At 70.5% G+C, this 25,079-nt stretch carries 24 protein-coding genes, 1 tRNA gene and 1 riboswitch; of the genes, 13 read left to right on the top strand and 12 right to left on the bottom strand.

Features of this window, described 5'->3' with window-relative positions; all coding sequences use genetic code 11:
• The first annotated feature begins 7 nt into the window (after window positions 1-7).
• From ACE4Q9_RS21070 to ACE4Q9_RS21060, 3 genes are all read left to right on the top strand, one after another.
• A complete protein-coding gene (locus tag ACE4Q9_RS21070; protein ID WP_397985770.1) occupies window positions 8-1,072 on the top strand; it encodes a Gfo/Idh/MocA family oxidoreductase in 1,065 nt (354 codons plus the stop codon).
• Window positions 1,069-1,581, top strand: a complete 513-nt coding sequence (locus ACE4Q9_RS21065; RefSeq protein ID WP_397985769.1) for a heme-degrading domain-containing protein — start codon at window positions 1,069-1,071, stop codon at window positions 1,579-1,581. Before ACE4Q9_RS21070 ends, ACE4Q9_RS21065 begins: the two co-directional genes overlap by 4 nt.
• 119 nt (window positions 1,582-1,700) lie before the next feature.
• Window positions 1,701-2,576: an LLM class F420-dependent oxidoreductase gene (locus ACE4Q9_RS21060; RefSeq protein ID WP_397985768.1), complete on the top strand. Its 876-nt coding sequence runs from the start codon at window positions 1,701-1,703 to the stop codon at window positions 2,574-2,576.
• Between the two features lie 614 nt (window positions 2,577-3,190).
• On the opposite strand, the gene ACE4Q9_RS21055 is transcribed toward ACE4Q9_RS21060, so the two are convergent.
• The 4 genes from ACE4Q9_RS21055 to ACE4Q9_RS21040 form a co-directional block, all read right to left on the bottom strand.
• Window positions 3,191-4,048: a fumarylacetoacetate hydrolase family protein gene (locus ACE4Q9_RS21055; RefSeq protein WP_397985767.1), complete on the bottom strand. Its 858-nt coding sequence runs from the start codon at window positions 4,046-4,048 to the stop codon at window positions 3,191-3,193.
• A 134-nt stretch (window positions 4,049-4,182) separates the two neighbouring features.
• A complete protein-coding gene (locus ACE4Q9_RS21050) occupies window positions 4,183-4,902 on the bottom strand; it encodes a YidC/Oxa1 family membrane protein insertase (protein WP_397985766.1) in 720 nt (239 codons plus the stop codon).
• Window positions 4,903-4,993: 91 nt separating this feature from the next.
• A complete protein-coding gene (locus ACE4Q9_RS21045; RefSeq protein ID WP_397985765.1) occupies window positions 4,994-5,308 on the bottom strand; it encodes a DUF6412 domain-containing protein in 315 nt (104 codons plus the stop codon).
• A 116-nt stretch (window positions 5,309-5,424) separates the two neighbouring features.
• A complete protein-coding gene (locus tag ACE4Q9_RS21040) occupies window positions 5,425-5,961 on the bottom strand; it encodes a winged helix-turn-helix transcriptional regulator (protein WP_397987285.1) in 537 nt (178 codons plus the stop codon).
• A 250-nt stretch (window positions 5,962-6,211) separates the two neighbouring features.
• On the opposite strand from ACE4Q9_RS21040, the gene ACE4Q9_RS21035 reads away from it, so the two are divergent.
• Window positions 6,212-7,582, top strand: coding sequence for an MFS transporter (locus ACE4Q9_RS21035; protein ID WP_397987284.1), 1,371 nt, complete (start codon window positions 6,212-6,214; stop codon window positions 7,580-7,582).
• Between the two features lie 28 nt (window positions 7,583-7,610).
• On the opposite strand, the gene ACE4Q9_RS21030 is transcribed toward ACE4Q9_RS21035, so the two are convergent.
• Both ACE4Q9_RS21030 and ACE4Q9_RS21025 read right to left on the bottom strand, forming a co-directional pair.
• The gene (locus tag ACE4Q9_RS21030; protein ID WP_397985764.1) at window positions 7,611-8,411 is read right to left on the bottom strand and encodes a TIGR03943 family putative permease subunit; all 801 of its coding nucleotides are present in this window, start codon (window positions 8,409-8,411) and stop codon (window positions 7,611-7,613) included.
• On the bottom strand, window positions 8,408-9,445 hold the full coding sequence (locus ACE4Q9_RS21025; RefSeq protein WP_397985763.1) for a permease: 1,038 nt from the start codon (window positions 9,443-9,445) through the stop codon (window positions 8,408-8,410). The genes ACE4Q9_RS21030 and ACE4Q9_RS21025 overlap by 4 nt, the downstream gene beginning before the upstream one ends.
• A gap of 309 nt (window positions 9,446-9,754) precedes the next feature.
• Here ACE4Q9_RS21025 and ACE4Q9_RS21020 point away from each other — a divergent pair, with 309 nt between their 5' ends.
• The 4 genes from ACE4Q9_RS21020 to ACE4Q9_RS21005 all read left to right on the top strand — a co-directional run bounded on the left by ACE4Q9_RS21020 (window position 9,755) and on the right by ACE4Q9_RS21005 (window position 15,795).
• Window positions 9,755-10,765 carry an SEC-C metal-binding domain-containing protein gene (locus tag ACE4Q9_RS21020; protein ID WP_397985762.1) on the top strand — a complete coding sequence of 337 codons (1,011 nt, stop codon included), beginning with the start codon at window positions 9,755-9,757 and terminating at the stop codon, window positions 10,763-10,765.
• A gap of 128 nt (window positions 10,766-10,893) precedes the next feature.
• Window positions 10,894-14,040, top strand: coding sequence for a DUF3427 domain-containing protein (locus ACE4Q9_RS21015; protein ID WP_397987283.1), 3,147 nt, complete (start codon window positions 10,894-10,896; stop codon window positions 14,038-14,040).
• A 317-nt stretch (window positions 14,041-14,357) separates the two neighbouring features.
• Window positions 14,358-15,098: a hypothetical protein gene (locus ACE4Q9_RS21010; protein WP_397985761.1), complete on the top strand. Its 741-nt coding sequence runs from the start codon at window positions 14,358-14,360 to the stop codon at window positions 15,096-15,098.
• Between the two features lie 28 nt (window positions 15,099-15,126).
• Window positions 15,127-15,795: a hypothetical protein gene (locus ACE4Q9_RS21005; protein ID WP_397985760.1), complete on the top strand. Its 669-nt coding sequence runs from the start codon at window positions 15,127-15,129 to the stop codon at window positions 15,793-15,795.
• Window positions 15,796-16,145: 350 nt separating this feature from the next.
• Here ACE4Q9_RS21005 and ACE4Q9_RS21000 read toward each other — a convergent pair whose 3' ends face one another.
• On the bottom strand, window positions 16,146-16,787 hold the full coding sequence (locus ACE4Q9_RS21000) for a DUF2267 domain-containing protein (RefSeq protein ID WP_397985759.1): 642 nt from the start codon (window positions 16,785-16,787) through the stop codon (window positions 16,146-16,148).
• 193 nt (window positions 16,788-16,980) lie between these two features.
• Complete coding sequence (locus ACE4Q9_RS20995; protein ID WP_397987282.1) at window positions 16,981-17,406, bottom strand: Hsp20/alpha crystallin family protein; 426 nt, start codon at window positions 17,404-17,406, stop codon at window positions 16,981-16,983.
• Window positions 17,407-17,559: 153 nt separating this feature from the next.
• Here ACE4Q9_RS20995 and ACE4Q9_RS20990 point away from each other — a divergent pair, with 153 nt between their 5' ends.
• Entirely contained in the window at window positions 17,560-17,862 is a 303-nt protein-coding gene (locus ACE4Q9_RS20990) for a hypothetical protein (protein ID WP_397985758.1), read from the top strand.
• A 119-nt stretch (window positions 17,863-17,981) separates the two neighbouring features.
• Here the strand turns inward: ACE4Q9_RS20990 and ACE4Q9_RS20985 are convergent, their stop codons facing one another.
• Complete coding sequence (locus ACE4Q9_RS20985; RefSeq protein ID WP_397985757.1) at window positions 17,982-19,580, bottom strand: MFS transporter; 1,599 nt, start codon at window positions 19,578-19,580, stop codon at window positions 17,982-17,984.
• Window positions 19,581-19,676: 96 nt separating this feature from the next.
• On the bottom strand, window positions 19,677-20,996 hold the full coding sequence (locus ACE4Q9_RS20980) for a DUF445 domain-containing protein (protein WP_397987281.1): 1,320 nt from the start codon (window positions 20,994-20,996) through the stop codon (window positions 19,677-19,679).
• A 299-nt stretch (window positions 20,997-21,295) separates the two neighbouring features.
• Here ACE4Q9_RS20980 and ACE4Q9_RS20975 point away from each other — a divergent pair, with 299 nt between their 5' ends.
• Both ACE4Q9_RS20975 and rdgB read left to right on the top strand, forming a co-directional pair.
• Entirely contained in the window at window positions 21,296-22,603 is a 1,308-nt protein-coding gene (locus tag ACE4Q9_RS20975; RefSeq protein WP_397987280.1) for an SGNH/GDSL hydrolase family protein, read from the top strand.
• 244 nt (window positions 22,604-22,847) lie between these two features.
• Window positions 22,848-23,450: an RdgB/HAM1 family non-canonical purine NTP pyrophosphatase gene (rdgB, locus tag ACE4Q9_RS20970; protein WP_397985756.1), complete on the top strand. Its 603-nt coding sequence runs from the start codon at window positions 22,848-22,850 to the stop codon at window positions 23,448-23,450.
• Window positions 23,451-23,470: 20 nt separating this feature from the next.
• Here rdgB and ACE4Q9_RS20965 read toward each other — a convergent pair.
• A tRNA-Leu gene (locus ACE4Q9_RS20965) sits at window positions 23,471-23,557 on the bottom strand.
• Between the two features lie 39 nt (window positions 23,558-23,596).
• A complete protein-coding gene (gene bcp, locus ACE4Q9_RS20960) occupies window positions 23,597-24,064 on the bottom strand; it encodes a thioredoxin-dependent thiol peroxidase (RefSeq protein WP_397985755.1) in 468 nt (155 codons plus the stop codon).
• A 102-nt stretch (window positions 24,065-24,166) separates the two neighbouring features.
• Here bcp and ACE4Q9_RS20955 point away from each other — a divergent pair, with 102 nt between their 5' ends.
• Window positions 24,167-24,493, top strand: a complete 327-nt coding sequence (locus tag ACE4Q9_RS20955; protein ID WP_397985754.1) for a DUF3618 domain-containing protein — start codon at window positions 24,167-24,169, stop codon at window positions 24,491-24,493.
• A gap of 69 nt (window positions 24,494-24,562) precedes the next feature.
• On the top strand, window positions 24,563-24,922 hold the full coding sequence (locus tag ACE4Q9_RS20950) for a co-chaperone GroES (protein WP_037651486.1): 360 nt from the start codon (window positions 24,563-24,565) through the stop codon (window positions 24,920-24,922).
• Window positions 24,923-24,993: 71 nt separating this feature from the next.
• Window positions 24,994-25,058: riboswitch (guanidine-III (ykkC-III) riboswitch) on the top strand.
• The last annotated feature ends 21 nt before the right edge of the window (window positions 25,059-25,079 follow it).

The following is a 25,079-nucleotide window of genomic DNA, read 5'->3' as shown; positions in this document are numbered from 1 at the left end:
GGGGGCCATGAGCACTCCCCTCCGCGTCGGCCTGATCGGCTACGGCCTCGCCGGCTCCGTCTTCCACGCCCCCCTGATCGCCGCCACCGAGGGCCTGGTCCTCGACACGGTCGTCACCTCGAACCCGGAGCGGCAGCGCCAGGCCCGCGACGCGTTCCCGGACGTGACGCTCGCCGCGAGCCCCGAGGAACTCCTCGCCCGCGCGGGCGAGCTGGACCTGGTCGTCATCGCCTCCCCGAACAAGACGCACGTCCCGCTCGCCACCGCGGCGCTGACGGCGGGCCTGCCCGTGGTGGTGGACAAGCCGGTCGCCGGCACCGCCGCCGAGGCCCGGACGCTCGCCGCCCTCGCCGAGGACCGCGGTCTGCTGCTGTCCGTGTTCCAGAACCGCCGCTGGGACAACGACTTCCTCACCCTGCGCGCCCTGCTCGCGGACGGCGCGCTCGGCGAGGTGCGCCGCTTCGAGTCCCGCTTCGAGCGCTGGCGCCCGAAGCCCAAGGGCGGCTGGCGCGAGTCCGGCGACCCGGCGGAGATCGGCGGCCTGCTCTACGACCTCGGCAGCCATGTCGTCGACCAGGCCCTGGTGCTGTTCGGCCCGGCCGCCGAGGTGTACGCGGAGGCGGACGTGCGCCGTCCGGGCGCCGAGGCCGACGACGACACCTTCATCGCGCTGACCCACCGGCGCGGCGCCCGCTCCCACCTTTACGTCTCCGCCACCACCCCCCAACTCGGCCCCCGTTTCCGGGTGCTGGGCTCCGAGGCGGGCTATGTGAAGTACGGCCTCGACCCCCAGGAGGCCGCCCTGCGCGAGGGCCTGCGCCCCGGACCCCGGTGGGGCGCGGAGCCCGAGGAGCTGTACGGTCGGATCGGCGCCGGGGAATCCCCGCTGACCGGCGGCGGCACCCCGGTGAAGACCCTGCCCGGCGACTACCCCGCCTACTACACGGCCGTCGCCGCCGCCCTCGCCGGTGCCGGCCCCAACCCGGTGACCGCCCTGGAGGCGGCCGCCGCCCTCGACGTACTGGAGGCGGCCCGCAGGTCCGCCCAGGAGAAGGTGACGGTGACCCTGTGACCACGCAACAGCAACAAGTCGCGCCCACCATCGCGGAGTTGGAGGACCAGGAGCGGCGCCTGGTGTTCGACCGGTTCACGTACGAGGACGCCTGGGAGCTGGGCTCCCTGCTGGTCGGGCTGGCCCGCGAGCACCGGGCGCCGGTCGCGATCGACATCCACCGCGGCGGACAGCAGCTGTTCCACGCGGCCCTGCCCGGCTCCACCCCGGACAACGACGTCTGGATCGTCCGCAAGCGCCGGGTGGCCGAGCGCTACGCCGCCTCCTCCTACCTGGTCGGCTGCCGCTTCCGGGCCAAGGGCACCACCTTCGAGAACTCCTCGCGCCTGGACCCGGACGCCTACGCGGCCCACGGCGGCTCCTTCCCGATCCGGCTGGAGCACGCGGGCGTCATCGGCGCCGTGACCGTCTCGGGACTGCCCCAGGTGGACGACCACCGGCTGGTGGTGGCGGCGCTGGAGCAGTTCCTCGGCCGCCCGCGGGAGCCCCTCGCCCCTTCGGCCGACTGAGGGAACCCGGCAGCCGGACCGAGGGAAGCAGGGAATCAGCGGGGACCCCCTCCGGTTGGCAGTGGGCACAGACGTGACGATCACGACAGCATCGCCCACCCTCCGGAGGGATCGCCCGCATGAGTGAGACAACAGGCCCGCTGAAACAGCGCATCGGCCGGCACGGCGTCTGGGACATCGCGCTGCGCGCGGAGGACCCCGCCCGCCGCGGCGAGCAGGAGGACGCCGCCGCCGAGCTGGAGGAACTCGACTTCGGCGCGATCTGGCTGGGCGGCAACAGCACCGCCGCGCACGCCGCCCCGCTCATCGAGGCCACCCACCACATCACCGTCGGCACCAGCATCCAGAGCGTCTGGCAGCAGGACGCCGCCACGACCGCGGCCGAGTTCGCCCGGCTGGAGTCGTCCCACCCCGGCCGCTTCATCCTGGGCCTCGGCGTCAGCCACGGTCCCCGCGTCGAGGGCTACCACCGCCCCTACTCCGCGATGACCGGCTACCTGGACGAGCTGGACAAGGCCGGTGTCCCGGCCGGCCGCCGTGTCCTCGCCGCCCTCGGCCCCAAGATGCTGAAGCTGGCCGGCGACCGCGCGGCCGGCGCCATCCCCTACCTGGTCACCCCCGAGCACACCGCGAAGGCCCGCGAGATCCTCGGCCAAGGCCCGCTGCTGGCCCCGGAGTTCAAGGTCGTCCTGGAGCAGGACCCGAGCCGCGCCCGCGGCATCGCCCGCGCCTACCTGGCCCGGTACCTCGAACTCCCCAACTACACCAACAACTTCCTCCGCCTCGGCTTCACCGAGTCCGATGTCGCGGACGGCGGCAGCGACCGGCTCATCGACGCGGTCTTCGCCTGGGGCGACGACGACCGGATCCGCCGCCGCGTGCACGCCTTCCACGAGGCGGGCGCCGACCACGTGGCCCTCCAGGTGGTCACGGAGACCACCGGCCAGACCATCCCGAGGGAGCAGTGGCGCAGGCTGGCCCTGCTCCTGAGGTGACCGGCCCGCACCCCCGCCCCGGCAAGACGACCGGGCCGGGCGGCCCGGCAGCACACGCGACCGGTCCCGCCCGGCCCGGAGGCGGGGCCGTCTCCGCGTACGACCGCGCCGCGCGAACGCGACCGCCCACGTCATGTCCCGGCGCTTCCGGGCCCGGCCGACTGCCTCGGCGTTCCCCGGACTGGCCGACTGCCTCAACGCTTCCTGACCCGGCGGACCATCCCGGTGCTTCCCGGATCGGCTGAGTGTCCCAGCACTTGCCGGCTCGGCCGTGTGCTCCGGCGTTTCCCGGTCCGGTTGACCGCCCCGGCGCTTCCGGGCCCGGGCGACTGCCCTGGTGCTTTCCGGATCGGCTGAGTGTCCCGACACTTCCCGGCCCGGCCGTGCGCTCCGGCGTTTCCCGGGCCGGCTGAGTGCCCTGGCGCTTCCCGGCCCGGTTGACCGTCACCCACCCCCACCCAGCGCCGAAGCCGCATCCCCCCGGCCATCCCTGCAAGGCCGCATCGCCCGCCGTCCCAGCGGAACCGCATCCCCCCGGCCACCCCGGACGAAGCCGCGCCCCACCGACCGCCCCGGCGGAACCGCATCCCCCCCCCGCGATCCCAGCGGAGCGCCTACGCGTCCTTGAACTCCTGGCGCTGCCGCCCCAGCCCCTCGACCTCCAGCTCCACCACGTCCCCGGCGCGCAGGTACGGCTTCGGCTCGGGGTGCCCCATCGCCACTCCGGCCGGCGTCCCCGTGTTGATCACGTCACCGGGGTACAGCGTCATGAACTGGCTGACGTAGCGCACCACTTCGCCCACCGGGAAAATCTGCTCCGCCGTCGTGCCGTCCTGCTTCAGCTCCCCGTTGACCCACAGCCGCAGCGACAGCCGCTGCGGATCGGGCACCTCGTCCGCGGTCACCAGCCACGGCCCGAGCGGGTTGAACGTCTCGCAGTTCTTGCCCTTGTCCCAGGTCCCGCCCCGCTCGATCTGGAACTCCCGCTCGGAGACGTCGTGCGCGACCGCGTACCCGGCGACATGCGCGAGCCCCTCCTCGGCCGACTCCAGATAGCGCGCCGTGCGCCCGATGACGACGGCCAGCTCCACCTCCCAGTCGGTCTTGGCGGAGCCGCGCGGCACCAGCACGGTGTCGTCCGGCCCGACCACCGTGTCCGGCGCCTTGAAGAAGACGACCGGCTCGGCGGGCGGCTCGGCGCCGGTCTCGCGGGCGTGGTCGTGGTAGTTCAGCCCGATGCACACGATCTTCCCGATCCGCCCGAGCGGCGGCCCGATCCGGAGCCCTGCCGCGTCCAGGACGGGCAGTTCACCGGTGGCAGCCGCCTCCCGCACCCGCCCGAGCGCGGCGGCGTCGGCGAGCAGCGCCCCGTCGATGTCGGTCACGAGCGGGGACAGGTCGCGCAGGGTTCCGTCGGCGTCGAGCAGCGCGGGCCGCTCGGCCCCCGCCGCACCGACTCGCAGCAGCTTCATGGTCACCATCTCCCTCGATCGCGGGCGCCCGGCCGACGGGTGCAGCCATCGGCAGGGCTGGACGATCCTCCAAGCACACCGTCCACCCGGCAAGACCCTGTTCACGTACTGGACCGTAACTCCGGGTCGCCGGGCTACGACTGCCGGTACAGCGCGGCCCGCTCCACCGCGCTCCACGTCGTACTGGTGACGACGTACAACGCGGCGGCGAGCGGTACGACGGCCACGCTGACCAGCGTGAGGAAGGACAGGAACGGCATCACCTTGCCGACCGCCCCGAGCCCCGGCACCGGCTCCCCGCCACCGGCGGCGGCCATGACCGGGTTCTGCGCCAGCTGCCGCTTCGTCCGCAGGTAGTTGACGGTGGCGACGCCCGCGACCAGGGCGAAGAGGCCCAGGTAGACCAGGCCGGCGCCGCCGAACACCCCGCCGCCGGCGAGCGCGTCGGCCCAGCGGCCGCCGAGCGGCGCCGCGAACAGCCGGTGGTCGAGCAGCGCGTTGCCGGAGGTGCTGGAGAAGAGGTGGTAGAGGAGGAAGAAGGCGGGGAGCTGGAGCAGGCTCGGCAGGATGCCGGACAGGGGCGAGACCTGTTCCGCGGTGTGCAGTTCCATGATCGCCGACCGCAGCCGCTCGGGGTCCTTCGCGTGCCGCTTCCGCAGCTCCGCGATCTTCGGCTGGAGCGCGGCGCGGGCCCGCTGCCCCCGCGCGGCGGCGCGGGAGAGGGGGTGGACGAGGAGTCGTACGAGCGCGGTGAACAGGACGATCGCGGCGGCGGTCGCGGAGTCGTGGCAGAGCGGGGCGAGCAGGCCGGCGAGCCGCTCGACCAGGTGTGCGAACACGGAGAAGACGGACATGGGTGAGCCCTCCGGGGGTCTCGTCGTGCCGGGAGAAGGAGATAACGGCAGGACGACCCGCGCGGGGCCGGGAAGTACGGGGGTACGGGCCCTACGCGGCGGTCGCCGGAAGGGTCCGTCCGGGCGCCCGCGGCCTGCGGCGGCCGCGCGCGTCGGGATCACGCTGGGGCAGGAAGGCCGTGCGCCGGGCGCGGTCGCGTATCGCCGTACGGATCCGGGTGGGCGGTACGGCGGGGGCGCGGCCGGCGGCGATCAGGGTGCACAGGGCGAGCGCGGAACCGGCGGCGGCGGTCGCGGCGAGGGCGACGGCGGTGGTCAGGCCGCCGGTGTCGAGGATCGCGAGGGGAAGCAGAAAGAGCAGGGGGGCCAGCAGGAACGCGACGGCACGGCTGGTTCCGTGGCTCATGGGCCGGTTCATCGTCATCCCCCTCCCTGATCGTCTCCGATCGGCGCTTGTCCGGCACTCGACGGTGCCCGCTCGATTATGCCTGTTCGCCGTGCGCCGTTCGCCATACGCCTGTTCTACGCCTGTTCGATCTCCATGGGCTCCAGCAACCGCTTCGGCTTGAGCAGGGCGCGGCTGACCGGATCCGCCGGGTCCGGATCGAGTCCGGGGCCCGGCTCCATGACGACGTCACCGGCCGGCACGACGGTTCCGCACCGGACGCATGCGGCGTACGGCCCGATCTCGGCGCCGCACCCGGCATGCCGGAAGGAGCGCAGCCGGACGCCGACGACATGGTCACGCCCCCAGGCGGCGAGGGCGCGCAGGGTGGGCCACAGGGCGATGCCGCGCTCGGTGAGCACGTACTCGTCGCGCGGCGGTGACTCCTGGTACCGGCGCTTCTCCAGGATCCCCTCCGCGGTCAGCGTCTGGAGCCGGGCGGCGAGGACGGCGCGCGGGATGCCGAGGTGGACGAGGAAGTCGTTGTAGCGCCGCACGCCGTAGAGCGCGTCCCGGACGACGAGCAACGTCCAGCGCTCGCCGACGATCTCCAGCGCGCGGGCGATGGAGCACTCCTGTGTCGCGTAGTCCTTGCCCAGTGCCATGCCCTCCACTGTAGCCACTTTCCGACGTTCGGTTCAGTCACCGAACCGACGGTGTTACGGTGGCCGGGACAGCTAGGTTCATTGACCGAACTGAGGACTTGCGATGACCGGGCTCGATTCCGCCGCAGTGGGCGAGGCGCGAAAGGCGCATGGAGTGCAAGAGGTGGTGCGCGGGGCTCGCGACGCGCCGGGGCCGGGCGGCTCCCGCGGGTCACGCGCGGCTCGCACCGGCGGAGCCCCGCCTCCGGAACCGGACGGCATCGCACCCTCCCCCGCCCGCCCCCGCGCCACCCTCGCCCTCGTCAGCGCGGCGACCGCCGTGACCCTGATGAACTACACGGCCCCGATGGTCACGCTCCCGCAGACGGCGGCCGCCCTGCACACCCCGCTCTCCGGCCAGGCTTGGCTCCTCAACGGCACCCCGCTGGGCCTCGCCGCCCTGCTCCTGGTGGCCGGCAGCCTCGCCGACGACTACGGCCGCCGCCGGGTCTTCCTCGCCGGCACCCTGGCCCTCGGCCTGACCACCGCCCTCGGCGCGCTGACCACCTCGACCTGGCAGTTCACCCTGGCCCGCATCGCCCAGGGCGCGGCCGGCGCGGCGCTGCTGGCCAGCGCCCTCGGCCTGATCGTGCACGCCTTCCCCAGCACGCGCGGCCGGCTGCACGCGACCGGTGTGTGGGGCGCGTTCGTCAGCGGCGGCATCGCGACGGGCCCCCTGATCGCGGCCTCACTGCCCAACTGGCGCGCCGGCTACGGCGTCCTCGGCGCCCTCGCCCTGCTGCTGGCCGCGCTCGGCACCCGCACCCTCGCCGAGTCCCGCGCCCCCCGCGGCGGCCGCCCGGACATACCCGGCGCGCTGACCTTCGGACTCGCCCTCATCTCCCTGGTCGCGGCGCTGACGCTGGGCCGGGACGGCTGGCTGCGGGCACCGGTGGGGCTGCTCCTGGCGGCGGCCGTGGCGCTGCTGGCCGTCTTCGTCGCCGTCGAACGACGCTCCCGCACCCCGATGATCGACCTGGGCCTGCTGCGCCACGCCCGCTTCCTGGCCTCCTCGGCGGGCGGCCTCTTCACAGGCCTCGCGGTGATCGGCGTCTTCAGCTATCTGCCCGCGGTGGCCCAGCAGACGATGCGTCTCTCCCCGCTCGCCACGGCCGGTCTGCTGCTGCTCTGGTCCGGCCTGAGCTGCACGGTCGCCCTCCAGGTCAAGCGCCTGCCCGTCCCCCCGCGCGGCCAACTCGCCCTGGGCTTCGCCCTGCACGCCGCCGGCGCCCTGACCTTGCTCGGCGCCATCGGCTCCGGCTCCTGGACCCGGCTGCTCCCCGGTCTGATCATCGGCGGACTGGGCAGCGGCCTCCTCAACGCCGCCCTCCCGCTCCTCGCCGTCGACTCCGTCCCCCGCGCACGCGCCGCCATGGGCTCCGGCGCGCAGCAGACCCTGCGCTACATCGGCTCCAGCGTCGGCGTCGCCCTCACCATCGCCCTCGCCACCTCCGGCGGCCACCTCGCCCACGGCATGAACCTCGCCCTGCTGGTCTCGGCGGCCCTGGCGACGGCGGGCGCGATCGGGGTGCTGGCGCTGCGGGAGGGCAAGCAGACCGGCGGGCGGGCAGGACCAACTCCCCTGCCGTGACGGCCGGTTCGCCCCCGCCCCATTTCTTTCAGGAGGTGCGCGTGGTGGGCAGCGGGAGGGCGTCCTGGTAGCCGTTGATGGGCCGGGGCACCTTCTCGACGGTACGGGCGTCCAGCGCGACCGCCGCGGAAGCGGTGCCCAGCGTGCCGCCGGGGTGCCAGGCCCCGGTGACCGTGACCCACGTGTTGGCGGGCAGCACGGGCCCGCCGTAGACACGTACCTTCACCGACTGGGCGTCCGCCGCACAGCAGTTGATGATGATCCGGGTGAGGTCCCAGCTGCCGTTCCCGTGCGGCGTGACGATGCCGGTCATCAGGACGGTACGCCCCTTGATGGCCCGCGAGCGGTCCTGCTGGACCCGGCTGGTGAAGTCGGACAGGGTCATCGGCAGCGGCGAGACGGCCGCCAGCGGCGCGAACTCGCTCTGCCGGGCGACGGGTTTGGGCGGCTGCCGGGAGGCGGTGTAGGCGCCGAGGGCGGGCGGGGCGTAGAAGAGCAGGCTCAGCGCGGGGAGCAGCAACAGCCAGGCGACGCGGGGTAGACGGGAATGGTCGTGGCCCTGGCCATGGCCGTCGGAGTGCCCATGTCCGTGTCCGTGGCCGTGACTGTCCGCCCGATCGTGCCTGTGGCCGCCGTACTCCCGCTTCCGCCGCCTCCGGTCGAGGACCGCGCTGACGACTCCGAGCAGCACCAGCACGCACCCGGAGGCGATGAGCAGGGGCCGCATGCTCTCCTTGACGTATCTGAGGCACAGGTCGGTGACGAGGGAGATGCGCAGCAGGCCGAGCCCGCACAGCACGAGCAGCCCCGATTGCAGCGTCCGCTTCACAGCAGGGCACCTCCGATCAGCGCGCTGCACACGACGGCGACGACGAGGGTGGCGGCGGAGAACCGTACGGCGAAGGCCCGCCCGAACGTGCCCGCCTGGAGGGCGATCAGCTTCAGGTCGACCATGGGGCCCACCACCATGAACGCCAGCCGGGCCACCGGCGGGAACCCGGTCAGCGAGGCGGCGAGGAAGGCGTCCGCCTCGGAGCAGACGGCGAGCAGCACGGCGAGGGCCGCCAGGAAGATCACGGACAACCAGGGCGTCCCGGTGAAGGTGGCGAGCACGGAGCGCGGAACCCCGACGTTGAAGGTGGCGGCGGCCATCGCGCCGAGCACCAGGAACCCGCCGGCGTGCAGGAAGTCGTGCTGGAACCCGGCCCGGAACTCGTCCCACCGGCTGTGCCCCACCTGGTGCCCGGTGTGCCGTACGGCCGGTCTGAGCCACTCGCTGCGCCCGAACCGCAACCACAGCCACCCCATCACGACGGCCGTCGCGAGCGAGGCGAGCAGCCGGGCCAGCACCATGGCCGGGTTGCCGGGGAAGGCGATCGCGGTGGCGGTGAGCACGACGGGGTTGATGGCCGGCGCGGACAGCAGGAAGGCGAAGGCGGCGGCCGGGGCGACCCCCCGCCCGATGAGGCTGCTGGCCACCGGCACGGACGCGCACTCGCATCCCGGCAGCACCACCCCCGCCACCCCCGCCACGGGTACGGCGAGCAGGGGCCGCCGGGGCAGCATGCGCCGGAACACCCGCTCGGGCACGAAGGCGTTGATCGCCCCGGACAGGGCCGTACCGAGCAGCAGGAACGGCAGCGCCTGCACGGTCACCGCGAGGCACACGGTCCGCCACGCCTGCGCGGCCGGCGCGTCCCCCCACCGCCCGACGAGAAAGAGCAGGGTGCCGGGCACGACGGCGGCCCCGACGAGCAGCAGCGGCCAGTACCGGGGCAGCGCACCCGCTCCGGGCTCCTCCCCCCTCCGGCCCGCCTCCCGCCCCTCCGGCTCGACGTGGACCAGCTCGCCCGTCACCCGCATCCCGACCCCACGTCCAGATGTCCGCGCGGACCGGATGTCCGTACGGATGTCGCTGTAGGCACAGAAGATAGCGAGTGGTCCTGTGTGACAGGGGGTGAGTGGTCCGGTGTGACAGGAAGCGGGCGGGTGGTGCTGTGTGGCCGGACGGGGCCCGAGGGACAGGGCGGTGGGGCCCGAGGGACAGGGCGGTGAGGCCCGACGGACCGGCATATCCCCACAGAGGCCGGTATATGCGAGGTGTCCCCCTCAGGGATCACCCCCACCGGACCGCCCTGACGTTTGTCGGCGCCCGGCAGTACGGTGTCCCCCATGCGCCCCGACACGCCTGCCGAGAACGTCGACCACACCGCCGAAGCGGCACGCCTGGAGCGGACCGCCGGCCTGTACCCGGAGGACGCCGAGGCCCTGCTCCTGCGGGCGGCGGCCCACCTGGAGCTGTCCGGCGACCGCCCCGCCGCCACCACCCTCTACGACCGTCTGCTGTCCACCCCGGCCACCCTGGAGAACCCGTCGCTGGTACGGGCCCTGAAGGCGGCCAACCTCTGGGAGTACAACCATGAGGCCGAGGCACGGGCGATCATCGAGGGCATCCGTACGACGGCCCCGCGCGAGCCCGGCCCCTGGGTGATCATCGCGGAGTCCCTGGAGTCCCACGACGAGCTGGAGTCGGCGGAGGAGACGTTCACACAGGCGGCGCGCCTGCTGCTCCCGGACACTGAGGAACCCCCGGCCCCCCTCCACCCGCTCCTCTACGGCCGCCACCGCGTCCGCCGCATGCGGGGCCTGCCGCACGACGACTGGGACACCCTGGCCGACACCCTGCACACCGCGCCGGTCACCCTGGACGAGCTGCACGACCCCAAGCGCGTCTGGTCCCTCGGCTCGGACAACCCGGCCGAGCTGGAGGCCGAGATCTCCCGCCTGCGCACGGAACTGGGCGCCTACCGCGAGGCCCTCTCCCGCCCCTTCCCGGTCGCCGTCCTCCACTGGCCGGCCCCGGAACTGGCCGAACTCCTGACGGCCTACCCCGCCCTCGCCACGGAATACCCCTCCCACGCCGCCCACCTCGCGACCATAGAGTCCTCCCTCCGCGAACTCTCCACCTCCGGCACCGGCAACCTCGGCATCGTCACCGGCACGGTCCCCTCCTACGAAGCCTTCGCCGCCTCCGAAGCGACCACCCCGGACGACCCGACCCTCCTCCCCCAATACGCCACAACCCTCGCCGCAAGGGGCCGCGCGGTGGCATGGCCACCGGGGAGGGGGGCGGAGTGCTGGTGCGACTCGGGCCGGGTGTACGACGCCTGCCACGGCGCCTAACACCACCCGCGGGGTACTTCGCAGCGCCCGCGCATAACCCTGTTGTCGGTGGCTGCTGTTAGAACTGATCCCTGTCGGCACGCTGGGGCGTGCACGAGAGGGATGAGGGGGCAGCCGTGGCAGAGCCGATGAATGCGTCGGAGCCGATCGCAGGTGTCTACGAAAAGCTGATCACGCATGACGTGCGTGATCAGCTAGCGCAATTCGAAGCGGCTGGCTGGAAGGCCATCGATGCCGAGGTCAGTGCAGAGTCAGCGCCCCATGTCCTAGCTCGCCACATCGGTGAGGCGGTCGGCCGGACGCTGGCCCAGCTTCCGGCCGAGGAGCGGGTCAAGGTGGCAAACCGTGTCCTTGAGGCGCTCGGCACCGCAGGCCCTTCGAACACGAGCACCGCAGACGAGGCGGCAAGGAACACGATTGTCGATGGTCCACGTCAGCTTCTGACGTTGGCGAAGCAAGAAGCGCCTGGCGTTTACGCGTTGCGCCCCTTGACGCCACTGTCCGAGACTTCGCTCATCACCAACTCGCCGGAAGACCTGAGTCTCGGCGCCGAGCTGAGGGCGGAGCTCGCCACAGCGGACCGCATCGACCTGCTCTGCGCGTTCGTGAAGTGGTACGGCATTCGTGTCCTAGAGGACTCGCTGCGTGCGGCGCGGGATCGTGGTGTGCCCATTCGTGTCATCACGACCACTTACATCGGCGCCACCGACCGCCAGGCGCTCGACCGTCTGGTCCGGGACTTCGGCGCTACCGTCAAGGTCAACTACGAGATCCGTTCCACTCGGCTGCACGCCAAAGCCTGGCTGTTCAGGCGGAAGACGGGCTTTGACACCGCGTATGTCGGCAGCTCGAACCTGTCGAAGGCAGCCCTACTCGATGGCCTGGAGTGGAACGTGCGGCTGTCGTCGGTGGCGACCCCCGCCGTACTGGACAAGTTCGAGGCGACCTTCGACGCGTACTGGAGCGACCCCGCCTTCGAGACGTACGACCCCGACCTCCATGGCGCCCGCCTCGATGAAGCGCTGGCCCAGGCAAGTGGGGTCAGCTCCGGCACGGACGTGCAGATCAGTCTTTCTGGTCTTGAGGTGCGTCCCTACCCCCACCAGCAGGACATGCTAGAGCGGCTCGCTGCCGAGCGGGAGCTTCGCGACCGGCACCGCAATCTCTTGGTAGCGGCGACGGGCACTGGGAAGACGGTCATGGCCGCACTGGACTACCGCAACCTGTGCCTCAAGGAAGGGGGCGCGGCCCGACCGCGGCTGCTGTTCGTGGCCCACCGCAAGGAGATCCTCAAGCAGTCGCTTCGCACCTACCGCGAAGTACTGGACGATGCGTCGTTTGGCGAGCTCCTGCACTCAGGGCAAGACCCCCGGGAGTGGAACCACGTCTTCGCCAGCGTCCAGTCCCTCAATGTGCGACGCCTAGAGCAGTTGGCCCCTAATCACTTCGACATCATCGTCATCGACGAGTTCCACCACGCCACTGCCACCACTTATCGGCGAGTGATCGACCACTTCACACCGAAGGAACTGCTCGGACTCACGGCCACTCCAGAGCGGATGGATGGCCTCAACGTCCAGGACGAGTTCTTCGAGGGTCGCATCGCTGCCGAGATGCGGCTGTGGGAAGCCCTGGAGAACGATCTGCTCTGTCCCTTCCACTACTTCGGTGTCCCGGACGGTACGGATCTAACGAACCTGGGTTGGCAGCAGGGCTCGTACACGGACCGGGACCTGGACAACCTCTATACCGGCAACCACGCGCGCGCCCGGATCGTGGTCAAGCAGATCCGGGACAAGGTCTCCAAGCCGGGTGCCATGCGGGCACTGGGCTTTTGCGTGAGCAAGGCGCACGCTCACTTCATGGCCGATTTCTTTCGGCAGGCCGGCTTCCACGCGATGGCGCTCGACAGCGACTCGCCCACCGAGGTGCGCTCCCAGGCGCTCGCGGACCTCCGGGACGGCAAGCTCCAAGTGATCTTCTCCGTCGACTTGTTCAACGAGGGACTCGATATCCCGGACGTCGACACCCTGCTGCTCCTGCGCCCCACCAACAGCGCCACCATCTTCCTCCAGCAGTTGGGCCGAGGGCTCAGGCGAACCCAAACGAAGCCTGTCCTCACGGTTCTCGACTTCATCGGACAGCACCGGACCGAGTTCCGCTTTGAGGAGCAGTTCCGCGCTCTGACCAACCTGTCCAGGAACCGGCTCCTCGAGCACATCGAGCACGACTTCCCACAGCTGCCGTCTGGCTGCCAGATCATCCTGGAGGGCAAGTCGAAGGACCTCGTCATCGAGAACATCCGGACCCAGCTGGGTGCCACGGTGAAGACCCTAGTGAAGGAGGTCAAGGCCTACGGCACACCCCGCCTGGCCGACTACCTCCGCGAGAGTCGCCGGGAGATCAAGGAGCTCTACAAGAGTGACAACTCCTGGACGACAGTACTGCGTCGCTCCGGCTTCCTGGACGAACCCACGTCCCCCGCAGAAGCCGCCCTCCTCAAGCGGATCCACGCCTTCCTCCACGTAGACGATCCAGACCGTGCGGACGCCTACCTACGACTTCTCGAGGACGGCGCTGCGTCGTACGAGGATCTGAGTCCGACCGACCAGTCGTATGCCCGCATGTTGTTCTTCAACCTCTGGGACAACGCAGGTGGCTTCACCAGCTACCAGGAGGGTTTGGAGACGCTGCGGACCCAACGCGCGTTTCGGGATGAGCTCCGGCAGGTGCTTTCGCATGTCATGGAGCAGGCCGACCACGTCCCCCTGCCCCTGTCCGGCCACCTGGGCAAGATCCCGCTAAGGGTGCACAGCTCCTACAACCGCTCGGAGATCCTCGCTGCCCTCGGCGTCGCACGCTTCGGTGGCCAGATGCCCCGCTCCTTCGCCCAAGGTGTGCAGTGGGTTGAGGAGTTGCAAACGGATACGCTCCTCATCACTCTCGAAAAGAACGAGAAGGACTTCTCTCCCACCATCCGCTACAAGGACTACGCGCTGAACCGGACGCTTTTCCACTGGGAGTCCCAGAACGCGACGGCCGCCAGCTCCCCCACCGGCCTGCGCTACCAGCATCACAAGGAGCGTGGCAGCCACGTCCTCCTCTTCATGCGGCGCTACAAGAACACCGACATCGGCAAGTCCCAGCCCTGGATGCTCCTGGGTCCCGCCACCTACGAACACCACACCGGCAGCAAGCCCATGTCCATCACCTGGCGCCTGGAGCACGATCTACCAGCCGACGTGTGGACCTACGCGGCCATCAACGCCGGTTAGCGGGGCAACTTCGATGTCAGTGTGATCAGTTAACGTCAAGACATGGGCAAATCTTCGATCACCCCCGGGATGCTGACCACACGAGCAGAGATGGACAAGCTGTTCGGCGGAGGAAGCCAAGGGGGGGATCATTTCTTCCACAACCACCCCAAATATCCTCATTTACGTAGACCACGATAGCGGTAAGAAGTATGGCTACGAGGACGGCTGGCTGGCGGAAGAAGACGAGCTTGGGCCGATCTTCGAGTACACCGGTCAAGGCACCAGCGGAGAGCAAACGTTTCTGGGAGAGGGCAGGATCTCGAAACGCTGCTGTCTTGTACCACGCGCGGGACGAGCGAGCTCTGCACGTCTTCGTCGCTGAAGGAAAGGTCTCCGAGCCAAACTCCAGCGCCAAGCAGCAGCGGTACGTAGGCGAGTTCACCCTAGACCTCAAGCAGCCTTACACCGTGCGAGAGGCACACGACGAAAATGGGTCACAGCGCCGCGTCATAGTCTTCCGCCTGCGTCCCAAGGGTGCATACGAGCGCCTCGCCAAAGATACCATCACACGGGCGCAAGGGACTATCACAGAAAGGGTTTTGGCAGCCGTCGCGGAAACTAGGCTGCCTGAGCCCAAGTCGTCTAAGCCCAGGTTGGTCTCGCCGAAGCGGAAGCGAGCCTCGGAAAGCAGGCGCGCAGCTCAGCCCAGCGTCATCGCTGAACATCGTCAGTCGACTCTCCGAGCCTCGTACCTCAAGGAGCTCGTGGAGCAAGGGCATGAGGTTTTTTCCTACAAAATAAAGATCGCCAACACTACAACCGTCCTCACGACTGATCTCTACGACGCAACCACACACGAGCTCTATTCGGTGCGCGGAGAGAGCTCCCGCGATGAGGTGCGCGCGGCGATAGGCCTACTCAAGGACTATGTGCGGCACCTAAATCCGAACCGACCGAAGCTGACCGTATTGCTCCCAGGTAAGCCACAGGACGACTTGATAGACCTTCTCCACACAGAAGCAATTAACCTCGTTTACCAGACAGGTAACAGCTACACCAGGATCCCAGTCAAGTAAGCCCGCCTGTCACTCTCACGGAGTCACCATGGCAGTCTCACCAGAGCACATATACCTGTCAGATGCGGCCCTCCGAATCATGGAGAGCGCATCGAACTCCGGCCTCTTCGGCTACACCGAAGGCCAGCGCAAGCTTTTCGACTTCTCCTGTGATCTCAAGCAGGACTGGTCAAAGGTCATCGTAGGGCAGACACTCTGGGGACACGGCGGTGACGGCATCGACAAAGACCTCAGAATTTTGCTCAACGAGCGGGATGTAGCGGCTGCCGTTTACATCGCGCGCCACGAAAGTAAGCTCCGCTCCCGCTTTGCCGAGGTGACCCAGTCCTATCTGGACACGCCCATGCGCGAACGCCCGTCTCGTTTGCGGGTCTTCTGGGTCCCGGCAGACTTCAAGGCAGACGACGAGACCATAGCGGAGTCAACCTACAAAGCCCTAAAGGGGGAAATCACCAGAGATCTCCTCATGCATGTGACCCTCGGTGGCCTCACTCAGCGAGACACTACACGCTTCGCCTCTTCCAAGCGCCCCGGTCTCCCGATAGCGATCCTCTCTTATGTCAAGGAGAATAAGTATCGCAATAACAGCAGGACTGCGAAGGATCTAGACGCAAACCCAAACGCCGTCAGGCATGAAACCGAACGTCTCTTCATACTGGGATTCCTGGAGAGCGAGAGCCTACAGGGTGGCATATAACAAGTTACCGCGAGCGGCCACGCGATACTCGATATCTGCTCACGCCTGCGCGACTACCTCAATGGAAACCTCGGTGAGGGAAATAAGAATGAAGAATTCGAACACATATGCGGCCTACTAGGAATAGAGTATCCTTCGATACCGAACACCACGCAGCTTGTAAACAAGGGAATCGAGCCGCAACTACAAAACCCTACCTTCCTCCTCTTGCAGCATGTAGCTCAAGCTGATGCAGATGATCGGTAGAATGGGCCGCCCCTATTTCGAATTTCCTTCGGCCACGCCTCATTTCAACTCCGGGTCAGAACCCGCCCGGCCTGCGGACGGGTCACCCCCGGAGCCTCGGGCGGTCACGCCATAGGCGCCAGCTCCGCCCTCCCGAACAACAGCGCGTAGCCGGGCGGCAGTTGGGAGAGGATGCGGTCGGTCAGGTCGGGGGTGAGGTAGGTGGAGAGGGTGGTCAGGACCGAGCTGACGTCCCAGCGGGCGGTTGCCGGGGTGGAGTCGGGGAGTCGGGTGGATACCGAGTCCACGAACTCGCGGGCCGTCAGGGGCTCGGGGACCGGGATCTGGGCGGCGATCAGGCGGCCGGCCTCGGGGGGCAGGGACTGAGCCAGGACGACGCGTTCGTCGCCGGTGACATGGCTGCCGAGGGCGGACAGGACGATGCGGGTGATGCGCTCGGCCTCCGCTCGGGTCGGGTAGCGGCCCGCCTCGCGGACGGCCTCGGTCAGGCTCTCCCAGGACGTCGAGTCGGCGGGGCTCGGGTGCGGCTTCGGCAGGGGCACCGCCGCAGTCACCGTCGAGGCCGATGCCCTGGGCGCCGTACTACCCGCCGTCTTGAGCGTCGCGTCCGTCGCCTGCTTGGGCGCCGCGGTGGACGCCTGCTTGGGCGCCGCGGTGGACGCCTGCTTGGGCGTCGCGTTCGTCGCCTGCTTGGGCGTCGCGATGGTCGGCTGCTTGGGCGCCGCGGTGGTCGCCGGGGTGGTCATCGTCAAGCTCCTTCTCGGGGGCACGTCGGGCTGGTGCCGGGCGTCCGGTTGATCCAGAGGTTCGGTACCCCGTCGCGGGGCGGGCAGGCCGGGACGGGTGGGCGGAATTCGGGGCCGGACGGCCCGGCGCGGGGCGGGACCTCCGGGCCTCCGGGGTTCCGGAGGTCCGGGTCCCGCCCCGCGTCGGGGGGTGTCAGCCGGCGATCTGCTTGCGGGAGGGGGTCCCGCCGGTGATCTGGATACGGCGCGGCTTCGCCTGCTCGGCGACCGGGATGCGCAGCGTCAGGACGCCGGACTCGTAGGAGGCGTCGATGCGGTCCGTGTCGAGGGTGTCACCGAGGAAGAGCTGGCGGGTGAAGGTGCCTGTCGGCCGCTCGGTGACCAGCGTCTCCGCGTTCTCGGGGGCGGGGCTGCGGCGCTCGGCGCGGACATTGAGGACGTTGCGCTCGACGTCCAGCTCGATCGTCTCCGGATCGACGCCGGGGAGGTCGAAGTGGACCAGGAATTCGTCACCGGCACGGTACGCGTCCATCGGCATCGCGGCCGGACGGGCGGTGCTGCCGAGGACCTGCTGCGCGAGTCGGTCGAATTCGCGGAACGGGTCGGTGCGCATGAGCATCACGGGTCACTCCCTTCCTCAGGTGCTGGTGCGATGCCCTATGACTATTTATATAGCTCGGAGACGGAAAGTTGACAACCCTCGACTCAGGTTAGGTAAGCGTCTCCGCCTGCGCGTTAGCCTCGGCCTCCTCTACGACATTCGGAGGCATACATGGCCAGGATCCCCAGCGCTTTCGTCGCCGCGAGCGGGCTCGTCGGCGGGTACGGAGTCGCCCGGTGGACGAAGAGGCGGCCGCTCGGCGGGGCCGTGCTCGCCGTAGCCGGTGCCGCCGCCGCGCAGCAGTGGCGCAAGCAGGCCGGGAACACCGCCGCGGGCGCGCTCACCGCCGTCTACGTCGGCGCCTTCGCCGGCTCCCACCCGCTCGCGAAGAAGGTCGGCGCCTGGCCCTCCGTCCTCGGCGTCGCCGGTGCCGTCGCCCTCGCCTCCTGGGCCGTCGCCGACCGCAACGCCTGAGGAGCCGGCGGGACGGACGGGCAGAGGCGTCGCCGGGTGCGCCGTAAGCCCAGCCCTCTGCTCGTCCCAGCGCCCAGCCCCAGCCCCGTCACCCCTCCCCCGCCGTCACTCCCCCGCCGTCACCCCTCCACCGCGGTCAGCGGCCTCGCCACGTCCTCCAGCGAGCGCCGTTCCGCCCGTACCGCCAGTGCCGCCGCCACCAGGCCCGCCGCGCACATCAGCGCCGCCCCGATGGAGAAGGCCAGGACCGTGTCGCCGACCCTGCCGGTGCCGGTGAGGTCGGCGAACAGCAGCGGGCCGCTGACGCCGCCGGCCGCCGTGCCCAGGGCGTAGAAGAAGGCGATGGACATCGCGCGCGTCTCCATCGGGAAGATCTCCGACACCGTCAGATACGCGCTGGACGCGCCCGCCGAGGCGAAGAAGAGGACCACGCACCAGCACGCCGTCAGCGTCGTCGCGTCGAGCGCGCCCCGGTCGAACAGCCACGCCGTGCCGAACAGCAGCAGGCCCGACAGCAGGTAGGTCGAGGAGATCATCACCCGGCGGCCGACCGTGTCGAACAGCTTGCCCAGCAACAGCGGGCCGAAGAAGTTTCCGACGGCGATGACCGCGAAGTAGTAGCCGGTACGGTCCGTCGGCACCCCGAAGAACTTCGTCAGGATCGCGCCGAAGCCGAAGGTGATCGCGTTGTACAGGAACGCCTGCCCGATGAAGAGGGAGAAGCCGAGCACCGCGCGCTTGCGGTACTGGCCGAAGACCGTGCGGGCGATCTCCCCGAAGGTGACGCTCTTGCGCTGGTGGATGCTCAGGTGCGCGTCCACCGCCGGCAGCCGGGTGCCCTTCTCCGCCTCCACCTGCTGTTCGATGCCGGCGACGATCTCCTCCGCCTCCTCGTCCCGGCCGTGGATCAGCAGCCACCGCGGGCTCTCCGGGACGTGCCGTCGTACCAGCAGGATCACCAGCGCGAGTACGGCGCCCAGCGCGAAGGTCAGCCGCCAGCCCACGTTCACCGGCAGCAGGCCGGTGTTCAGCACGACGACGGACAGCAGCGAGCCGCCCACCGCGCCCAGCCAGAAGCTGCCGTTGATCATCAGGTCGACGCGGCCGCGGTAGTGGGCCGGGATCAGCTCGTCGATCGCGGAGTTGATCGCCGCGTACTCGCCGCCGATGCCGAAGCCGGTCAGGAAGCGGAAGAGGAAGAACCACCAGGCTTCCCAGGAGACGGCGGTCAGGGCCGTTGCCACCAGGTACACCCCGAGGGTGATCATGAACAGCTTCTTGCGGCCGTAACGGTCGGTCAGCCGGCCCCAGAACAGGGCGCCGACGCACGCGCCCGCGACGTACAGCGCGGCGGCCACGCCGGTGATCTGGCCGGATGTGATCGACAGGCCGCTGCCCGGTTCGGCCAGACGGCTGGCGATGTTGCCGACGACCGTGACCTCCAGGCCGTCCAGGATCCATACGGTGCCCAGGCCGATCACGATCGTCCAGTGCCAGCGGGACCACGGGAGGCGGTCGAGACGGGCCGGGATGTCGGTGCTGATGGTCCGCCCACCGCCACCCGCCCGCCCAGCATCACCGGCCCGCCCGCCGCCACTCGCCGGAACGCCACCCTCACCCACCCGGCCGCGGTCGCCCGCCGGAACGCCACCCTCACCCGTCCGGCCGGTCCCGCCCGGCTCACCGACTCCCCGCGACGCCTTCTCGGCTCCTGTCATCGGCTCCCTCCTCGTCGAGGACGCCCCCCGAAGCGGAGGGACGGCAGGACGACGGATACCCCCGCGCCGCGGTTCCAGGCGCCGGACGACGCCGCGTCAGCCGCCCACCGCCCGCGACACGGTGAAGATCAGCAGTCCCGCCAGTGATCCCACCACCGTGCCATTGATCCGGATGAACTGCAGATCACGCCCGATGTGCGCCTCGATCTTCCGGGTGGTGTGCTCGGCGTCCCAGCCCGCCACCGTGTCCGTGATCAGAGAGGTGATCTCCGCCCGGTAGGTCGTCACGACATGCACCGCCGCGCCCTCCAGCCAGCTGTCCACCTTCTCCTGCATCTTCGGCTCGGCCGCCATCCGCGCGCCCAGGGACAGCAGCGCCGACCGCAGCCGCGTCCGCAGCTCGCTGCGCTCGTCCTCCGCCGCCGCGACGATCATCGACCGTACGGCCGTCCACGCGGACGCGATCAGGTCCTGCACCTCGCCGCGGCCCAGCACCTCGCCCTTGAGCCGCTCCACCCGCGCGCGGGTCTCCGTGTCCGACTGGAGATCGGAGGCGAAGTCGGTGAGGAAACGGTCCAGCGCGCCGCGCGCCGGATGGGACGGCATGTCCCGCATCTCCGCGCAGAAGCGCAGCAGCTCCTTGTAGACCCGCTCGCCGACCTTGCGGTCCACGAACCGCGGGGTCCAGCCGGGCGCCCCACCCTGCACGGCGCCCATCACGTTGTCGCCGTGCAGCACCAGCCAGTCGTGGGCCCGCGAGACCACCAGGTCCACGGCGCGCTTGTGACCGCCGTCCGCGACGACCTTCTCCAGCATCTTGCCGAGCCCCGGCGCGATCTCCCGCGCCCCGGCCCGCCGGGTGATCGCCTCCCCCACCACCGCCTGCACATCCGAGTCCCGCAGCACCGTGAGCGCGCCGCGCAGCGCGGTCGCCAGCTCCGCCGTCACCCGGTCCGCGTGCTCCGGCTCGGCCAGCCACGCGCCCAGCCGGGCGCCGATGCCGACGGCGCGCAGCCGCTGCCGTACGACGTCCTGGGAGAGGAAGTTCTCGCCCACGAACTCGCCCAGTGAGACGCCCAGCTGGTCCTTCTTGGTCGGGATGATCGCGGTGTGCGGGATCGGCAGCCCGAGGGGGTGGCGGAAGAGTGCGGTGACCGCGAACCAGTCCGCCAGCGCGCCCACCATGCCGGCCTCCGCCGCCGCGGAGACGTAGTCCGCCCAGGCCCCGGCGCCCGCGTTCCCGGCCAGCTTGGACAGGACGTAGACCACGGCCACGAACAGCAGCAGGCCCGTCGCGGTGAGCTTCATGCGCCGCACTCCGCGCCGACGCTCCTCGTCGGCCGGGGTGAAGGCCGTCATCGTCCGGTACGACGCGGCCGGCCCGGCGGTCTCGGTCTCGGTCTCGGTAGGTTCCATCAGCTCCACCCGTTCGGTGATCCCGCGCACAATTGTCCTCTCCTGACCGACTCCCGGAACGGAACAGGAGTTCCCGGCGTCTGTTCCGGCGGGGGCTTGCACCCAGGGGGCCGGATGTCCGGCCCGGCCCATGAAGCATCATGGACTCATCAAGACCGGAGCCCGGAGCTCCCTCGCCCGAGGAGAACGGCACCAGCGTGACCAGCCGGCAGGACGGGAGCCCCGAGGAGCCCCGCGCACCGCATCCCAGCACACAGGACCCCAGCACACCGCGCCCGCACCGCGCGAAGTACCTCGCCCTGCTCTGCGGGCTCGTCGCCCTGGTGGTGGCCGTCAGCGCCGGGATCTACGTCACCGCGGCGGCCGGCGACCACACCGCCGGCGGCACCCTCGCCGACGACCGCCCGCACCACGGCTCCGCCGCGCCCGTCTCCGCCGGCACCTGGGTCGGTTCCTGGGCGAGCGCCCCCGTCGGCGGCGAGCCGGGCACCGAGACGGCCGGCCTCGCGGGCCGCTCCGTGCGCAACGTCGTCCACGCGGACGCCGGGGGTACGAGTGCCCGGATCACGCTGTCCAACCTCTACGGCCAGACACCGCTGGACATCACCCACGCCACGATCGCGCTGTCCGCCGGGGACGCCACCGCGGCGGCCGACGCGGACACCATGCGGCGGCTCACCTTCGGCGGCGCCACCGGCGTCGTCATACCCGCGGGCGAACAGGTCGTCAGCGACGCGGTGCGCCTGGTCGTACCCCATGGCACGGACGTCCTCGTCACCACGTACTCCCCCACCCCCTCCGGGCCGGTCACCTACCACCCGCACGCGCAGCAGACCTCGTACGTCGCCACCGGGGACCGCACCGAGGACTCCACCGGCGAGCCCTACACCCAACGGACGCCGTACTGGCGGTACCTGACCGCGCTGGACGTGCTCGGCGACGAGGCCGACGGCACGGTCGTCGTCTTCGGCGACTCCATCACCGACGGCATCACCTCCACCGTCGACGCCAACCGCCGCTGGCCCGACGTCCTCGGCGACCGGCTGCGCTCGGCGCTCGCCGGCGGGGAGCGGCTGCCGCGCTACAGCGTCGTCAACGAGGGCATCAGCGGCAACCAGGTCCTCGCCGACGGGCTCGGCCGCCCCGCGGAGAACCAGAGCGGGCTCGGCCGCTTCGGGCGCGACGCGCTCTCCCGGACCGGCGTCAGGGTGGTCGTCATCGACCTCGGCATCAACGACATCCTGCGCGACCCGCACCTCGACGGCCCCGACCGCGTCCTCGCCGGTCTGCGCACCCTGGTCCGCGAGGCGCACGCGCGCGGGCTGAAGGTCGTCGGGGCGACCCTGATGCCGTTCCGGGGCCACCGGGGCTGGACGCCCGCGCGGGAGGCCGTACGGCAGCAGATCAACGCGCAGATCCGCGCGGGCCGGGTGTACGACGCGGTGGCCGACTTCGACAAGGCCCTGCGCGACCCGTACGACCCGCGCCGCCTACGCCCCGACTACGACTCCGGCGACCATCTGCACCCCAGCGACCTCGGCTTCGCCACGATGGCCAGGGTCTTCGACCTGCGCACCCTGAAGGGCGGCGGGCAGACGGAGCTGTGAGGGCCGGCCCGGGGGCCGGACACGACGGACGCCGGACCACAGGCGAGCACGACAGGCGCCGGACCACCGCAGGCGAGCGCGATGGGCGCCGGACCACCGCAGGCGGACACGACGGGCGTTGGCGGCGGAAGCAGACGGCGCGGCAGGTGCCGGCGGTCGGCGGCAGGCGTCCGTGACGGGCGGCCGTGGCGGCGAGGGGGAGGCCTGCGGCGGTCAGGGGTGGCCGGGAGGAATACTGGGCGGCATGACCCGCCTGATCCTCGCCACCCGCAACGCCGGAAAGATCACCGAGCTGAGGGCCATCCTGGCCGACGCCGGGCTGCCCCATGAGCTGGTCGGGGCCGATGCCTTCCCCGAGATCCCCGACGTCAAGGAGACCGGCGTCACCTTCGCCGAGAACGCTCTGCTCAAGGCGCACGCCCTGGCGCGGGCCACCGGGCTGCCCGCGGTCGCCGACGACTCCGGCCTGTGCGTGGACGTCCTGAACGGCGCGCCCGGCATCTTCTCCGCCCGCTGGGCCGGCCGGCACGGCGACGACAAGGCCAACCTCGACCTGCTCCTCGCCCAGCTCTCCGACATCGCCGCCGAACACCGCGCGGCCCACTTCGCCTGCGCCGCCGCCCTTGCCCTGCCGGACGGCACGGAGCGCGTGGTGGAGGGCCGGCTGCTCGGCACCCTGCGGCACGAGCCCGCCGGCACCAACGGCTTCGGCTACGACCCGATCCTCCAGCCCGAGGGCGACACCCGCACCTGCGCCGAACTGACCGCCGCCGAGAAGAACCTCATCAGTCACCGCGGCAAGGCGTTCCGCGCGCTGGTACCGGTGGTGCGGGAACTGCTCGGCTGATCCCGCCCACGGCTCAACTCTGGTGCGGCCGGAGGGACTCGAACCCTCACGGGAGTTACCCCACTGGGACCTAAACCCAGCGTGACTGCCAATTCCACCACGGCCGCCTGGTGCTGCCCGGCCATGCTAGCGGCCGGGCAGCGGGTTCAGATGCCCAGATCCTTGATGATCTTCGCTACATGGCCGGTGGCGCGGACGTTGTAGAAGGCGTGGGAGACCTTGCCGTCCTCGTCGACGACGATCGTGGAGCGGATGATGCCCAGGTAGGTCTTGCCGTAGTTCTTCTTCTCGCCGTAGGCGGCGTAGGACTCGGCGACCTTCTTGTCGGGGTCGGCGACGAGGGTGACCTTGAGGGACTCCTTCTCGCGGAACGCGGCCAGCTCTTCCGGGGTGTCCGGGGAGATGCCGATGACGTCGTAGCCGGCGCCGGCCAGCAGGTCGAGGTTGTCGGTGAAGTCGCAGGCCTGCTTGGTGCAGCCCGGGGTAAGCGCCGCGGGGTAGAAGTACACGATGACCTTGCGGCCCTTGTGGTCCGCGAGGGAGACCTCGTTACCGTCGGCGTCCGGGAGGGTGAAGGCGGGGGCCACGTCCCCCGGCTGGAGTCGCTCGCTCATCGGACCAGCGTAACCGGGGCCCCTTGCGGTGCGGCTCGGGCTGGAGCTGACAGACTGTCCGGAACAGGACAGCAGATTTCGGCAGACTTCGGAGGCCGTACGGTGGCGGACACGGCGGACACCAGAACCCCGGCGCAGATCGAGGCGGACATCAGGCGCCGCCGCGAAGTGCTGGCCGAGACGCTCGACGAGATCGGGGTGCGGGTGCACCCGAAGACGATCGTCGGGGACGCGAAGGCCAAGGCCGTAGCGAACATCGATCACACCGTGGGACGCGCGTATGTGCAGGTCAACCGGGTGGTGAGCGAGGTCAGGGCGCAGTTCACGGACGAGGACGGCCGGCTGCGCGCGGAGCGGGTCGTGCCGGTCGCGCTCGTGGTGGCCGGGGTGGTGGGCCTCGTCGCCCTGTCCCGCAAGCGCGGGCGCTGAACCGGAAGCACCGGGCAGGACGGCCACCCAGCGGGTCACGGGCGCGTCGAAGGCAGGTAGGTTCGAGGTGTGAGCGCCAAGAGACACGAGCAGAGCACCCCGCAGCACGACAAGCTGCCCATCCGGATGCTGCACGACCGGGTGCTGGTCAAGCAGGAGACCGGTGAGGGCGAGCGGCGGTCGGGCGGCGGCATTCTGATTCCCGCCACCGCGGCGGTCGGCCGCCGGCTGGCCTGGGCCGAGGTCGTCGCGGTCGGCCAGAACGTCCGGACCGTGGAGCCCGGCGACCGCGTCCTGTTCGACCCGGAGGACCGGGCCGAGGTCGAGGTGCGGGGCGTGGCGTACGTCCTGATGCGCGAGCGCGACCTGCACGCCGTGGCCGCGGACCGCTTCGAGGGGTCCGAGGACTCGACCGGGCTCTATCTGTGAGGCCGTAACGGGCCGGAAGAACGCGGAGGAGGGCTGGTGACCATGGTCACCAGCCCTCCTCCGCGTGGTTTTGCTAGCTTCGAAGGCGAGCCCGACGAGACGCGCCGTACCGGGATGCAGGCAAAGACGACGCACCGGAAGAGAAACGCCGTACGTC

Origin of the sequence: Streptomyces sp. AM6-12 (assembly GCF_044327085.1) — a bacterium.
In the GTDB taxonomy this organism is placed as follows: Bacteria; Actinomycetota; Actinomycetes; order Streptomycetales; family Streptomycetaceae; genus Streptomyces.
The sequence above is the reverse complement of the archived record's forward strand: the minus strand, read 5'-3'. Positions and strand labels throughout refer to the sequence as shown.

Excerpts from the sequence above, each read along its gene's own strand:
- ACE4Q9_RS21070 (WP_397985770.1), top strand. The coding sequence starts at position 8 with ATGAGCACTCCCCTCCGCGTCGGCCTGATCGGCTACGGCCTCGCCGGC.
- rdgB (WP_397985756.1), top strand. The coding sequence starts at position 22,848 with ATGACCCGCCTGATCCTCGCCACCCGCAACGCCGGAAAGATCACCGAG.
- ACE4Q9_RS21020 (WP_397985762.1), top strand. The coding sequence starts at position 9,755 with ATGCGCCCCGACACGCCTGCCGAGAACGTCGACCACACCGCCGAAGCG.
- bcp (WP_397985755.1), bottom strand. The coding sequence starts at position 24,064 with ATGAGCGAGCGACTCCAGCCGGGGGACGTGGCCCCCGCCTTCACCCTC.
- ACE4Q9_RS20985 (WP_397985757.1), bottom strand. The coding sequence starts at position 19,580 with ATGACAGGAGCCGAGAAGGCGTCGCGGGGAGTCGGTGAGCCGGGCGGG.
- ACE4Q9_RS21015 (WP_397987283.1), top strand. The coding sequence starts at position 10,894 with ATGAATGCGTCGGAGCCGATCGCAGGTGTCTACGAAAAGCTGATCACG.
- ACE4Q9_RS21000 (WP_397985759.1), bottom strand. The coding sequence starts at position 16,787 with ATGACCACCCCGGCGACCACCGCGGCGCCCAAGCAGCCGACCATCGCG.
- ACE4Q9_RS20990 (WP_397985758.1), top strand. The coding sequence starts at position 17,560 with ATGGCCAGGATCCCCAGCGCTTTCGTCGCCGCGAGCGGGCTCGTCGGC.
- ACE4Q9_RS21005 (WP_397985760.1), top strand. The coding sequence starts at position 15,127 with ATGGCAGTCTCACCAGAGCACATATACCTGTCAGATGCGGCCCTCCGA.
- ACE4Q9_RS21050 (WP_397985766.1), bottom strand. The coding sequence starts at position 4,902 with ATGTCCGTCTTCTCCGTGTTCGCACACCTGGTCGAGCGGCTCGCCGGC.
- ACE4Q9_RS20980 (WP_397987281.1), bottom strand. The coding sequence starts at position 20,996 with ATGGAACCTACCGAGACCGAGACCGAGACCGCCGGGCCGGCCGCGTCG.
- ACE4Q9_RS21055 (WP_397985767.1), bottom strand. The coding sequence starts at position 4,048 with ATGAAGCTGCTGCGAGTCGGTGCGGCGGGGGCCGAGCGGCCCGCGCTG.
- ACE4Q9_RS21060 (WP_397985768.1), top strand. The coding sequence starts at position 1,701 with ATGAGTGAGACAACAGGCCCGCTGAAACAGCGCATCGGCCGGCACGGC.
- ACE4Q9_RS21025 (WP_397985763.1), bottom strand. The coding sequence starts at position 9,445 with ATGCGGGTGACGGGCGAGCTGGTCCACGTCGAGCCGGAGGGGCGGGAG.
- ACE4Q9_RS21045 (WP_397985765.1), bottom strand. The coding sequence starts at position 5,308 with ATGAGCCACGGAACCAGCCGTGCCGTCGCGTTCCTGCTGGCCCCCCTG.
- ACE4Q9_RS20995 (WP_397987282.1), bottom strand. The coding sequence starts at position 17,406 with ATGCTCATGCGCACCGACCCGTTCCGCGAATTCGACCGACTCGCGCAG.